The organism is Labrenzia sp. THAF82, from assembly GCF_009363435.1.
In the GTDB taxonomy this organism is placed as follows: Bacteria; Pseudomonadota; Alphaproteobacteria; order Rhizobiales; family Stappiaceae; genus Roseibium; species Roseibium porphyridii.
On record NZ_CP045354.1, the window covers coordinates 5,077,186 to 5,090,380 of the forward strand.

10 protein-coding genes are annotated in these 13,195 nt (G+C 55.3%); 5 read left to right on the top strand and 5 right to left on the bottom strand.

Annotated elements, in window-relative coordinates; translation table 11 throughout:
• Positions 1–33 precede the first annotated feature (33 nt).
• From FIV00_RS23245 to FIV00_RS23265, 5 genes are all read right to left on the bottom strand, one after another.
• The gene (locus FIV00_RS23245; protein WP_152502987.1) at positions 34–840 is read right to left on the bottom strand and encodes a mechanosensitive ion channel family protein; all 807 of its coding nucleotides are present in this window, start codon (positions 838–840) and stop codon (positions 34–36) included.
• A 166-nt stretch (positions 841–1,006) separates the two neighbouring features.
• Entirely contained in the window at positions 1,007–2,527 is a 1,521-nt protein-coding gene (locus FIV00_RS23250) for an ankyrin repeat domain-containing protein (protein WP_152502988.1), read from the bottom strand.
• A gap of 188 nt (positions 2,528–2,715) precedes the next feature.
• On the bottom strand, positions 2,716–3,579 hold the full coding sequence (locus tag FIV00_RS23255) for an NAD(P)-dependent oxidoreductase (RefSeq protein ID WP_152502989.1): 864 nt from the start codon (positions 3,577–3,579) through the stop codon (positions 2,716–2,718).
• 67 nt (positions 3,580–3,646) lie between these two features.
• A complete protein-coding gene (locus tag FIV00_RS23260; protein WP_152502990.1) occupies positions 3,647–4,390 on the bottom strand; it encodes a crotonase/enoyl-CoA hydratase family protein in 744 nt (247 codons plus the stop codon).
• A 23-nt stretch (positions 4,391–4,413) separates the two neighbouring features.
• Positions 4,414–6,195, bottom strand: coding sequence for an acyl-CoA dehydrogenase (locus FIV00_RS23265; RefSeq protein WP_152502991.1), 1,782 nt, complete (start codon positions 6,193–6,195; stop codon positions 4,414–4,416).
• Positions 6,196–6,420: 225 nt separating this feature from the next.
• Between FIV00_RS23265 and FIV00_RS23270 the strand changes: the two genes are divergently transcribed.
• From FIV00_RS23270 to dxs, 5 genes are all read left to right on the top strand, one after another.
• Entirely contained in the window at positions 6,421–7,422 is a 1,002-nt protein-coding gene (locus FIV00_RS23270) for an L-threonylcarbamoyladenylate synthase (RefSeq protein ID WP_152502992.1), read from the top strand.
• Positions 7,423–7,963: 541 nt separating this feature from the next.
• A complete protein-coding gene (locus tag FIV00_RS23275; protein ID WP_152502993.1) occupies positions 7,964–8,893 on the top strand; it encodes a histone deacetylase family protein in 930 nt (309 codons plus the stop codon).
• A gap of 140 nt (positions 8,894–9,033) precedes the next feature.
• Entirely contained in the window at positions 9,034–9,282 is a 249-nt protein-coding gene (locus tag FIV00_RS23280) for an exodeoxyribonuclease VII small subunit (protein ID WP_152502994.1), read from the top strand.
• A gap of 312 nt (positions 9,283–9,594) precedes the next feature.
• Positions 9,595–10,758 (top strand): helix-turn-helix transcriptional regulator, encoded by a 1,164-nt coding sequence (locus FIV00_RS23285; protein ID WP_152502995.1) that lies wholly within the window; start codon positions 9,595–9,597, stop codon positions 10,756–10,758.
• A 391-nt stretch (positions 10,759–11,149) separates the two neighbouring features.
• Positions 11,150–13,069, top strand: coding sequence for a 1-deoxy-D-xylulose-5-phosphate synthase (gene dxs, locus FIV00_RS23290; RefSeq protein WP_152502996.1), 1,920 nt, complete (start codon positions 11,150–11,152; stop codon positions 13,067–13,069).
• Positions 13,070–13,195 lie beyond the last annotated feature (126 nt).

Consider the following 13,195-nt stretch of genomic DNA (forward strand, 5'->3'; position numbering starts at 1 on the left):
CGATCTCCTTCAAGTCGGACCGGTTTTTCCGGATCAACCGGCCTTCTGGATTTCAACCGCATGCGGATACGGAATGGAGATACCGCCAGCGTCGAAGGCTTCCTTCACCGTTTTAAGCATGTGGAACTTGAGCTCCCAATAGTCGCCCGCGTTGCACCACAGACGCACGCCCAGATCCACTGAACTGTCGCCGAGATTGGTGACCCGCACCCAGGCCTCAGGGTCCTTCAACACACGATCGTCAGCGTTCGCGACATCCAGAATGATTTGCGTGGCCTTGTCTGCATCATCGCCGTAGTCGATGCCGAAAGTCAGATCGAGACGCCGTGTGTCGTGTGCAGAAAAGTTGGTTATCACCGCGCCCCAGGCCTTACCATTGGGCATGATGATCTGCACATTGTCTGGTGTTACCAGTTCGGTGACAAAAATATTGAGGTCTTTCACCGTTCCGGATGTGCCACCAACGTCGACGAACTGACCGATCTTGTAAGGCCGGAAAATAATCAGCATGACACCGGCTGCGATGTCGCTGAGGGTTCCCTGCAAGGCCAGACCGACAGCCAGGGTACCTGCACCGAGAACCGCAACAAGGCTCGTTGCCTCAATGCCGAACAGCTGAAGGATCGCAATGACAGTGACCAGAAGCACCAACCAGCGAACGATGGAAGCCGCAAATCCGCCAATCGTATCGTCGATCTGCGGGTGACTGACGATCCGTTTTCTGACAATGCCTGCCAGGAAACCAGCCAGGAACCAGCCGATAATCAGGACAATTAGGGCTTTTGCCGCATTTATGATGAGCGGCATGTAGACGCCCATCTGGTCCATTGCACCTTCCATCGGTATTACTCCACTTCATTCAATCGGTTTGAATAACTGTGACTCGTAGCAGTGCAATTGCCAAGTTTCCAGAACATGTGCTTGGCAATTGCAACAGGTTTTGTTGGCTTCAGATACCTGTTCCATCTCTTGGCTGACCGCCAAGTGAGCACCATCTGCCCTGAGGTCAGCTCTGAGCCTCTGCGCTCCAGTCCTCAAGGAACTGCGCCATCTCCTCGTTGCCGCAATTGGTCAGAAACTTGGGGTGCAGGATACTGCCCGCTTCAAGCAGCAACTTTGCGCACATGATGTGGTCGGCTTCCGGCCTTTGTGGTGCGAATTCCGATCCATGTAGCACCGTATCAAGTGCATCACCTCCATATCCGTTTGTCCTGTCCAGATCCGGTTTGAAGGACAGGAAAAACGTGGTTTCAGGAACCAGACCGTTCCAACCGGCAATATGAAGCGGCGACATTCCCATGCCGTCGATCATGTCCGGGTCAAGCCCTGCTTTCACCAGCGCCTTCGCGTGGTCAAGCCTTCCAGGCTCACCAACGAGATTGGTCAAAAGGCATCTGTCCTCGTCATTGAGGTCTTGAACACGCAGCTTGCCAGGTTCAGGCACCCCGTCTGCGCACTTGGCCAAAACTTGCTCGTTTGCCGACAGTTCGGGCGCATGATCCCGAGATTCCAGATATCTGGCAGCTGCGCGGTTCCCGTAGATGCGCGCAAGACCATAGGGCGTATGCCCCTTCCAAATCGCCGACGGATCAGCTCCGAACTCAAGAAGCAATTCAATCACCGCAACCGACCGTCCACGCCGAACCGCCTGATGAAGGGATGGAATGGTGTCCATCGGTTCACCGCTCGGATGATCCGGCACGGACAAATTCGGGTTGGCGCCCGCCTCCAGCAAAAGACGCACCATATCCACATTCTCTGTGTCCAGGGCGCGCGGCAAAGCATTTGTTCCGTTTGGTTTGGCACCGTGTTTCAACAGCAACGACAGTGCCCGTGTCTGACCAAGCTCGGTGCTATGGTAGAGGCTCTCGTCATCATTCGGGTCAGCTCCACGGTCCAGGAGCCATCTTCCAAGCTCGAAATTATCGGCATGACACATCGCACCATACAGTGCCGACAGCTTGTGCTCCTGGCCGGGTTGCGCCGGATACCGATCATCGACATCCGCACCATGTGCGACCAGCAGTTCGGCGATGGACATCATGTCCCTCAATTTCTCCGGACTGCGATGGATTTCCTTTGAAAAAGCGAGATGCAACAAAGGCGAGCGAATGCCAACAATGCGGGTTGCGGCATCCGGATCGACCTCTATCGCGCTGCGCACAGACGCCAGATCGTAGAGCGCAATTTGCAGTCCAAAGTTTTCGTCTTTGAGATCAGGGGTATCCTGGAGCAGTTTTTCGGTAATCCAATGCTGACCGAAATAGAGCGCCATTTTGAGCCGCTCAGCTTTTTCAGCCCTGCTCATCGCGGCGCTTTCCAGCACAAATTTCAACTTCGGCCAGCTGTCTTGACCCGCTTCGCAGGCGATTACGTGCAGAAAATCTGCGTGCCGAAGTGCTTTTTTCGGATCAACGTGCGCGGCAACACGCGCACGTGCATCGGCATCACCTTTGGCATGTGCCTTTTTAAGCTGCCGTGCAGCCTTTTTGTGGCTATCGAGGGAAGACAAAGGTCCATTGGACATGGCTTTTCTCCTGGTTCGGGCCCGGGCGATCCGCTGTTTTCGGGCGCAGGTGAAAAACCGGCATATGTCGTCAATGGTCAGGGTGCTTGCGCTTTCCGCGGATCCGGTCGCCGCCCTCGTCGGCTCCGAAAAATTGCCCGAACGGACCCAAAAAAGCAAGCCCGTTCGAACTAGTGTTCAAGCCTGGCTTACTCAGCAATCGGCCCCAGTTCGCATGGCGCTTCGCTATCATCTGGAACAAAGAAATCCGGAGCCAGCGCGAGGCTCGGGTCAACGCGGTAGCGGTCGAAGTCGGATACGCCACGACTTGCAAGGAAGGTATCGTCGATCAGGAACTCGCCCGTAAAGTCTCGCGATGGAGAGGTGAAAACCTCATAAGCAGCGTCGGCGAGAATATCTGGTGTTCGGCTTTGCTGCATCATCTTGTCGCCGCCGATTATGTTCTTGATTGCAGCAGTCGCAATTGTTGTGCGCGGCCACAACGCATTGACGGCGATGCCTTTGGACCGGAGTTCTCCCGACAAGCCGAGCACAACAAGACTCATGCCATATTTGGCAATCGCATAAGGCGTGAAGGGAGCAAACCACTTTTCCTTCATGTCGAGGGGTGGAGACAACATGAGAATATGCGGATTGTCGGCCTGTCTGAGGTGTTCAATCGCATGCTTGCAGCAAGCCATCGTGCCACGCGTGTTGATCTGATGCATCAGATCGAACCGCTTCATGTCCGTTTGCTGAAGAGGTGTCAGCTGTATGGCACTGGCATTGTTGACCAGTATGTCGAGCCCGCCGAAATGATCAGCCGTTTTGTCGATTGCGGCCTTGACCGCCTCATCGTCGCGCACATCAAGGACGATTGGCAGCGCTTTGCCACCGGCAGCCTCAATTTCTTCTGCAGCTGAGAATATCGTGCCTTCCAGCTTCGGGTGAGGTTCCGCAGTTTTGGCGGCGACCGCAATGTTCGCGCCATCACGGGCGGCCCTCAATGCGATGGCCTTTCCAATGCCACGAGAAGCGCCGGTGATAAAAAGTGTCTTTCCCTTCAGGGACATGAAGACCTCCTCCACAGTGTGTCAGCCAAAATTCGCCACGACATCCAATTGGTGCCAGGACGTTCGATCAGGCCTTCTTTTTCATCATGAATGCCTGAAAGGCAGCAATCGTTTCCGGTGCGGTCAATCGGGCTGCAAAAATCTGAATCTCTTCTTCCACCCGGTCGGACAGTTGATCAACATTCCCGCGCAGCAGCTTGCGGGACAAAGCCATGGCTTCCGGTGGTTTTGAGGCAATGTCCAAAGCACAGGAGAGAGCAACCGCGTCGACATCTTCAGGGACAACCTGATTGACCAGCCCGGTTTGTGCCGCCTTTTCAGCTGAAAATGCGTTGCCCAGACAGAGCAATTCAAATGCCCGCGCATGCCCCATTAATTGCGGCCCCAGGAGACTGGAACCGGCCTCGGGCACCAGGCCCAGATCGACGAAGGGTGAACGGATCAGCGCACGCGGACTTGCAAACACCATATCGCAATGCATCAGCAGTGTCGTGCCGACGCCAATGGCAATGCCGTCAACCGATGCAACAATAGGCTTCTGATTTCGAACCAAAGCTCGCAGAAATCGGACGACCGGTGTGTCTGAAATGGCGACCTTGCCCGCATATTGCAGGAAATCGCCGATATCGTTTCCGGCGGTGAACACCTCGGGCTGGCCGCAGATCAGGTGACAGCGCACATCCGTATTGCTGTTGCCCTGCTCCAAAGCTTCGGCAAGATCGTTGTACATCTGCCCTGTCAGGGCGTTCTTTTTCTCCGGCCTGTTCAGACGCAATGTCTGAACGCCGTTCTCAAGTGTTTTCAGGATCACCCCAAATTCTCCAATCGGCGCTTTCAGGAGGCCAAGGCTTCTGCGTCGAAGGCCGTGATCGCCTCGGCTGACAGCAGAATGTCGGATCTCAGACCCGCGGTTTCGCCCAACAGCGTTTCGCAGTAGCTTCGTGCCAGAAGCGTGCGTTCCGCCATTCTGGCAGCAGGTTCTTCTGAAGAGCGCAGAGCGCCTTTGCAAAGCAATGCGCCACCAAGTGCCAGCCCTGCGATGCGCAGGTAAGGCGTTGCACCGGAGAGCGCATCGGCAACCCTGCCTTCCGACAATGCGGCAAGCATGTAGTCTGTTGCCTCTTCCAGATCCTTGATGCCGGCGACAAGACGTTCCGACGCGGCTCCGAATTCAGGACGATTGGATGCAGCAACTTCGCTGGCGATCCCGTTGAGCTCGTCGATAAATCCCTTGATGTGCTCTCCACCGGCGAGAGGCAGCTTTCGCAGAACAAGATCGATGGATTGGATCCCGTTCGTCCCTTCGTAAATCGGTGCGATGCGAGCATCACGAAGATGCTGTGCTGCACCGGTCTCTTCAATGAAGCCCATACCGCCATGGATCTGCACCCCGAGGGATGCGACCTCAACACCGAAATCCGTCGACAGTGCTTTTGCAATTGGCGTCAGCAGACTGGCACGATCGTTCCAGAATGCCTGTTCAACCTCGTTGTCCACGACGTTGGACATGTCGATCGCATGCGCACAGGCGTAACAGACGGCGCGCGCAACCTGCGTCCGCGATTTCATGCCAAGCAACATGCGCTTGATGTCCGGATGACGCGCGATCGGGCTCATGCCTTTGCTATTGTCTCCAGGTGCCTTGCCCTGCCGCCGATCGACGGCGTAACCCAGGGCGTGCTGATAGGCACGTTCTGCAACACCCAGTCCCTGGATCCCAACAGCCAGGCGTGCATTGTTCATCATGGTGAACATACAGGCCAGACCCCGGTTTTCTTCGCCGATCAGCCATCCCCTGGCACCACCTTCATCGCCATAGACCATGGTGCAGGTGGGTGAACCGTGAATGCCCATCTTGTGCTCAACGCCCGCGACCTTGACGTCGTTTCGCTCACCCAGCGAACCATCATCATTGACCAGGAACTTTGGAACCAGAAACAGCGAGATACCCCTGGTACCCGCGGGAGCGTCCGGCAAACGTGCCAGCACCATATGAATGATGTTTTCGGTCAGGTCATGGTCGCCGTAGGTAATGAAGATTTTTTGCCCAAAGACGCGATAGCTGCCGTCGTCGGCACGTTCTGCCTTGGCCTTGAGTGCGTTTAGATCCGATCCTGCCTGAGGCTCCGTCAGGTTCATCGTGCCCATCCACTCGCCAGAAACCAGCTTCTCAAGATACTTGGCTTTCAACTCATCGGACGCATGCTTTTCCATCGCTTCAACAGCGCCGATAGTAAGCGTCGGACCTATGGCGAATGCCATTGAGCCGGAGTTCCACATCTCCATCGCCGCTGCCGAAAGCATCTGGGGCAATCCCTGTCCGCCATGCTCCGGTGCTGCCGTCAAGCCGTTCCAACCACCTTCGATCCATGCATGATACGCCTCGCGCCAGCCAGGAGGTGTCGATACGTTTCCGTCCACCAAAGGTGTGCCATGCTTATCTGCAACGGAGTTGAGTGGCGCAATTTCCTCGGATGCAAACCGCCCGGCCTCATTCAGGATCGCATCAACCAGGTCGTCCCCCAACTCAGCGTGATGCGGATTGTCCTGCAGATCCTCCAGGCCGCAGACACGCTTCAAGGTGAAAGCAATTTCCTCGACTGGTGCGCGATACATTCAGGTCCTCCCACGAACGGCCGGTTTGCGACGTTCGTTATTGTTTTTCGCTGTTTTAAGCTTGACGCGAAGCGGGCTTCTCCGCAAAAGGCGCGTGTGTACAGCAGTTGGACAGGACAATAGACCAGTTGACGTTAACGTCAACCCATGCCCCTGCGGCAGGTCACCGACTTTTTGTGTTAACCGTTCGCCGGCTTCTGAAATCTATGGATCATTAGGTGTTGGATGCAGCGCTGGACCCTCGATACCAATTTGCCGGACTGGCAATCCGCACCGCAGGCAGACGCGGTCGCGGAAGTGTTGCTGAACGGGGACCTTGCTGCAATTCCTACGGAAACCGTCTATGGGCTTGCAGCAGATGCAACAAATGGGGTCGCCTGCGCAAAGATCTTTGAAGCCAAGGGACGACCACAATTCAACCCGCTGATCTCTCATTTGCCGTCAACTGAAACGGCACTTGAGCACGGAGAGTTCAACGACAAGGCAATCCGCCTAGCAAGAGCTTTTTGGCCAGGCCCTTTGACACTGGTTGTCCCCCGGAGACCATCCTCGACAATCTCCGATCTGGCAACTGCCGGACTTGCGTCCGTAGCACTTCGTGTCCCGGAAGGCCCGGTCATGCGCTTCCTCGCTGAAAAGACAGGGCGACCTCTCGCAGCACCAAGCGCAAACCGATCAGGCAGGATCAGTCCGACACGGGCAGAGGACGTCATCGCGGATCTTGGTCCTGCACTTGGAGCCATTGTCGACACTGGCCCCTGTCCTGTGGGGATCGAATCCACGATTGTCGGCCTCGTGGACGACCAACCGCTCCTGCTTCGTCCGGGCGGCCTTGCGCGCGAGGACATCGAGGCGGTTCTCGACGAGCACCTTGAATGCACTGAAGCCAATGCGGAAGAAAATGCACCGACTGCTCCGGGAATGCTGTCGTCGCACTACGCACCAGATGCCAAGCTGATTATGAACGCGACCGAGGCCAGTCCAACAGACGCATTATTGTCATTCGGTCCGGACCCACTGCCGGGCGCAGATGGAGCCTTTTCCGAATTCAATTTGAGTCCGTCTGGCGACCTCGCCGAAGCGGCTGCAAACCTATTTCACGCTATGCGGACGCTCGATTTAAGCGGTGCGGACGTCATTCGCGCACAAATTATCCCCAACTTTGGGCTGGGTGAGGCGATCAACGACCGGTTGCGTCGCGCGGCCGCCCCGCGAGGAACCGGCTGAAGGTCTGACTTTCACATCGAAAGCTCAGCAACCTGGCGATGAAAATTTTGCCGCTTTCTTTACCACTCGTTAAAAAAGCCTTAAAAATCAGCAGCTCCCGCACGTCTGCCGAGGCGTGAAAATGTGTCTAATCAACTTAAGTTAAGTTCATGACACGGCAAGAAACGTCAGCCAGTTTTAAAGATACGCTCTCATCATGACGTAACTTCTCTTAAGCAAACCGCCTAATAAGAACGGTCAAAATTGGGCATCCAACATACTTATCAACACCGACATGCAGAGGGATTACGGTAAAAAGCTCGCATTCCCTTACTGGAATCACGTAGTTTAACAATCAGAATTGAGATGCAGCGGACCTCCCCTCGGGCATTGCGGTGCTCGCACCTTTACCAAGGCCGGCAATATTGCCGGCCTCTTTTTTTGGCGGAAAGCACCTGTAGGCCTCTGCACGTTCTGATACCTATCGTTAATTGACAGCTTCAGACGCAACAGTTCTGATGCCCGGACAACATTTAATCAAATAACGTCCGGAAACGCCCCTTTGTCCACGCTCATCCTGCACCACACATCTTACTTGGATCACCTTACACCGGTTGGGCACCCGGAACGACCCGACCGGATACGCGCGATCGATCGCATTCTGGAGCACGAAAAATTCCAGTCTGTTGAGCGTGATCTCGCTCCAATGGGGGCCGTTGAAGATATCGCACGTGCCCACCCGATGAGTTATGTGGATCATCTGCACCGGCTCGCTCCCAAGGAAGGCACCGCGCGTGTGGATGCTGACACGACCATGTCGCCAGGCACCTGGGAAGCAGCAATGCGCGGCGTCGGCGGCGCGTGCCGAGCGGTGGACGAAGTGCTGACCAAAAAGGTCAACAACGCCTTCTCGGCTTCGCGCCCACCGGGACATCATGCGGAAAAAGACCGTTCGATGGGCTTTTGCTTCTTCAACAATGTTGCAGTTGCTGCTCGATATGCGCAGGACAAATATGGCATCGACCGAGTGGCGATCATCGATTTTGACGTGCATCACGGAAACGGAACCCAGGATATTTTCTGGGATGACCCGAGTGTCATGTACTGCTCCACACACCAGATGCCTCTCTATCCGGGCTCTGGCGCCGCATCCGAAACCGGTGAAGCAAACACAATTGTAAATGTGCCTTTGGCTCCCGGTGAAGACGGCGCGGGATTCAAGGAAGCCTTCGAGGCAATCGTACTGCCCCGGCTTGATCACTATGCGCCCGAACTGGTGATCATTTCAGCCGGCTTCGACGCACATGCACGAGATCCTCTGGGAGGGCTCAATCTGGTTGAGGCAGACTTCGCCTGGGCCACGCGAGCGCTCATGGATGTTGCGGACAAGCACTGCGACGGCCACGTGATTTCCGTACTCGAAGGAGGGTATGATCTTGAAGGATTGGCCCGCTCAACCGCAGCCCATGTCATGACTCTGATGACCGGGTGACAGGCGTTTCAGGTCTGTGGCCTCAAAAGCACGGGGATCTTTCAAGTCATAGGTCCGCAGGGTCTTGACCTTGGCGGCCAAGCCCGCAAGTTTGCACCAAGGCGCTGCTTGGCGCTGGACGCAAACCAGGAACCGCTCTGATGACCGACGCTGCAAACGACATTGCCAGCCTTTCTTTTGAAGAGGCACTCAAGCAGTTGGAGACGATCGTCAGAGAACTGGAACAGGGCAATGTACCGCTTGAGCGCAGCATAGAGATGTATGAACGCGGAGACGTTTTGCGCAAACACTGCGATACACTGCTGAAATCTGCCGAAGCCAAGGTTGAGAAAATTCAGCTCGGACAAAACGGAGAGCCGAGCGGTAGCGAGACGCTCGATCCGCAATAGAATTCACCCCTTGCCGTAAAGACGCTTTGCGACACTGGGGGTTTCAGCCTTACACGCCCTGCCGCCCGTCACACCTGCACTTTCGAAGACACTGCCTCTTCAAAGGACACTTGCAAAGTTGATCCCTTTGCTTGGTCAACGACAGATCTACGCGACGTTACGCGAGCTTCCAACAGAGCTCACAGTCAAAACAAGCGTTTTATATTGCAATGTTTATATCGAATTGATATCAATATTTGCGACCTCAAGAGGACTCTATGTAATAATTAGTAGATCAAACACTGTATGCCTGCACTTAGCAAAACAGATGAAGTGGAACTACTTTTACGCGTCCTTGAGTGCTCAACACAATCGGAGGCATGGCCCCGGATTCTTGAAGCAATCGATTCCAGCCTCGGCTGCAAGTGTTTTCTCTCCGAATTTGACGATGATGGTGACCCGCTTTCCGGGTTTGGCGGCGAAGCACCTGCGAGAGATTTCGGAGCTGTGCTTGAGCGCATTGAAACAGAGGGCGGGCGAACTGCGCTCCAGTTCCTGATCAGCGAAGCGTCCCTTTATTATCCTTATTGCAAAACTGCCCTGAACCGGCACACGCCTGGATCAAATGCAGTTTCCAGTCAGGATCAGCCAGGTGCAGCGGATCAATTGTCCGCGGCGGACGCTGTCCCCCCCTTTCAACAAGCGCCTGGATTGATCTCTCCTGTCTGGCGAGGCGACAGAACAACCATTCTCTTTGGATGCTTCTTCGTGGAACACACGCCCGAAACAGTTGATGTTGCAGTTGCCAGTGAGACATTCCGGCGGTTGACCAAAGCAATCTCACCGGCTCTTAGCCTGCATTTTCAGCTTGAAAAGGAACGCGTCGGCAATCTGATGCAGCAGGTTCTGCTTTCATCTCTGGACCGTTCCGTCATTCTCATCAGTGCTGATCGAAACATCCTTGCAGCAACACCTACCGGTTCAACCGCGTTTGCAGATATCGATGCTGCTGAGCCGAGGCGCGGCAAACTTGTCGTCAAAAACAAGTTGATCGAAGCCGCCCTTCAGGACTTGTCGGCAGAGTGCAAATCACCGCAACAAAACTCCAAGTCTCCAGGTAACGCGGATCAGACCCGATCCGTCTACGTAACCACGGCAGACAACGTGCCTCGCAGAGTTGCGATCGAAATGGTTCCTCCGGCACTGGCGGACAGCGGCTCCACATCGACACCCTGGTTTCTTGTCAGCGTCAGCGAACCGGCGGATTTGCCGGAAGAACTCGAGCAGGTTCTGCAGGACAGATACGATCTGTCCCAGTCAGAAGCCCATTTGGCCCGAAACCTGACAATGACCGGATCAATGAACGAGACCGTGGAGCACCTGGGCATTACGCGGAACACTGCCAAAACCCATCTCAGGCGCATCTATGAAAAGACAGGCGCGCACACACAACTGCAACTCGCAAGCCTGATCTACAGGCTCGCCGGACTGTTTTAGGAAAGGTCAGCGACCTGGCTCAAATATTATGTAAGTTATTGAAAATAATATTATATAGTGACTTCAAGACACTGAATTGAACAAAAAAATGGGGCCGCGAGATGCGACCCCAAGTTGATCACTGTGCACGTGGCCCCATCGACCACGCTAAATTCATTAGGCCAGATCCAGCAAAGATGCATCACCCAAACGGGTGATTACGTATAATTTCGTCAAAAGTTGCGCAGCATTTGCACCAGTGCGACCCTATTTTGAAAATTCGATCGACACAGCTTCTCATCCGAAGGAACCACAAGGCTAAAATGGCGCATTCCAACACCACCATTTGCGCGCTATATCCCGTTGGTGTATGCCTGCCCGCCATGCCTGAAATCTTGGAGCCGTCTTAAGAGTGACTTCCAGACCCGAAACCCCACTGCTCGACAAAGTTTCTTCGCCGGCTGAACTTCGCGAGTTGAATGAAGCGGACTTGCTTCAGCTCGCGGACGAACTGCGTTCAGAAACCATTGACGCCGTTTCGATTACCGGCGGACATCTGGGAGCAGGCCTTGGTGTCGTCGAGCTGACAGTTGCCTTGCATTACGTGTTCAACACACCGGACGACAAGATCATCTGGGATGTTGGACATCAGTGCTATCCGCACAAGATCCTGACGGAAAGACGCGACCGCATTCGCACGCTGCGCCAGGGAAAAGGCCTTTCCGGTTTCACCAAACGGGCGGAAAGCGTCTACGATCCATTCGGGGCCGCTCACTCTTCAACGTCGATTTCAGCCGGACTCGGTATGGCGGCCGCACGCGACCTGAACGGTGGAGACAACAATGTCATCGCGGTAATCGGTGACGGTGCCATGTCTGCCGGAATGGCTTACGAGGCGATGAACAATGCCGGACACCTTGGATCCCGCCTTATCGTGATCCTGAATGACAACGACATGTCGATTGCGCCGCCAGTCGGTGCCATGTCCGCATATCTTGCAAAGCTTGTTTCAGGCCCGACATACCAGACCCTTCGGGACGCTGCCAAAAATCTCGCCAAGAACCTGCCAAAGCCGGTCTTTGAAAAGGCTGCTCGCGCTGAAGAATATGCGCGCGGCTTCTGGACCGGTGGCACCATGTTTGAAGAACTTGGTTTCTACTATGTCGGCCCGGTCGACGGCCACAATCTGGATCATCTTCTGCCGATTCTGAAAAACGTTCGAGACACACATCACGGTCCCGTTCTGATCCATGCCGTTACACAAAAGGGCAAAGGATATGGGCCGGCCGAGGGCGCCAAGGACAAGTATCACGGTGTTGCCAAGTTCGATGTGGTGACGGGCAAGCAGGCCAAGCCGAAGGCAAACGCGCCGAGTTACACAAATGTATTTGCCACGTCCCTGATCAAGGAAGCTGAAGCAGACGAAAAAGTTGTTGCGATCACGGCTGCAATGCCCGACGGCACGGGCCTGAACCTTTTCGGCGAAGCGTTTCCTGAACGCACTTACGATGTCGGCATTGCCGAACAGCACGCTGTGACCTTCGCTGCCGGAATGGCAACGGAAGGTTTCAAACCCTTCGCGACGATCTATTCCACGTTTCTGCAAAGGGCTTATGACCAAGTCATTCATGACGTCGCGATCCAGGGACTTCCGGTCCGTTTCCCGATTGATCGGGCGGGTCTGGTGGGTGCTGACGGCCCGACACATGCCGGTGCATTCGACACAGCCTTTCTGTCCTGCCTTCCGGGCTTCGTGGTCATGGCAGCTGCGGACGAAGTGGAATTGAGGCACATGGTGGCGACAGCAGTCGCCTACGACCAGGGACCTATATCCTTCCGCTATCCGCGCGGCGAAGGTGTCGGACTTGATATGCCGGAACGCGGCAGTGTGCTTGAGATCGGCAAAGGGGTCATCCGCCGCGAGGGCACCAAGGTCGCCCTGCTTAGCTTCGGTGGACGCATGAGCGAGTGCCTGAAAGCGGCAGATGAACTGGATGCTGCAGGCCTGTCGACAACCGTAGCCGACGCGCGTTTTGCCAAGCCGCTCGATATGGACCTCATCCGCCGCCTGGCGCGGGAGCATGAGGTTCTCGTTACCGTCGAAGAAGGCTCAAACGGTGGTTTCGGCAGTCATGTTCTAACCCGTCTCGCCGAGGAGAGCCTGCTGGACAACGGGCTAAAAATTCGCACGCTTGCTTTGCCGGACACCTATCTGGATCAAGACAAGCCCGATGCCATGTATGCGGCAGCGGGCCTGAATTGCGACGGCATCATGCGTACGGTTTTCGCGGCTCTCGGGACAGAAGCCCTGACTGCACCACAGCGTGCATAAGCGTCACAGCGACGCGGTATTGGGGCATCCGGGCAACGCGCTTGTGGGCCGGAAATGAATCTTGATTGACACGCGTCTTCAGAACTGAAAAGGCTGATTGCCAGTAGCATTTGCGTCGGTTTCATC

Coding starts and splice junctions, on each gene's coding strand:
- FIV00_RS23245 (WP_152502987.1), bottom strand. CDS start 840: ATGGAAGGTGCAATGGACCAGATGGGCGTCTACATGCCGCTCATCATA.
- FIV00_RS23250 (WP_152502988.1), bottom strand. CDS start 2,527: ATGTCCAATGGACCTTTGTCTTCCCTCGATAGCCACAAAAAGGCTGCA.
- FIV00_RS23255 (WP_152502989.1), bottom strand. CDS start 3,579: ATGTCCCTGAAGGGAAAGACACTTTTTATCACCGGCGCTTCTCGTGGC.
- FIV00_RS23265 (WP_152502991.1), bottom strand. CDS start 6,195: ATGTATCGCGCACCAGTCGAGGAAATTGCTTTCACCTTGAAGCGTGTC.
- FIV00_RS23270 (WP_152502992.1), top strand. CDS start 6,421: ATGCAGCGCTGGACCCTCGATACCAATTTGCCGGACTGGCAATCCGCA.
- FIV00_RS23280 (WP_152502994.1), top strand. CDS start 9,034: ATGACCGACGCTGCAAACGACATTGCCAGCCTTTCTTTTGAAGAGGCA.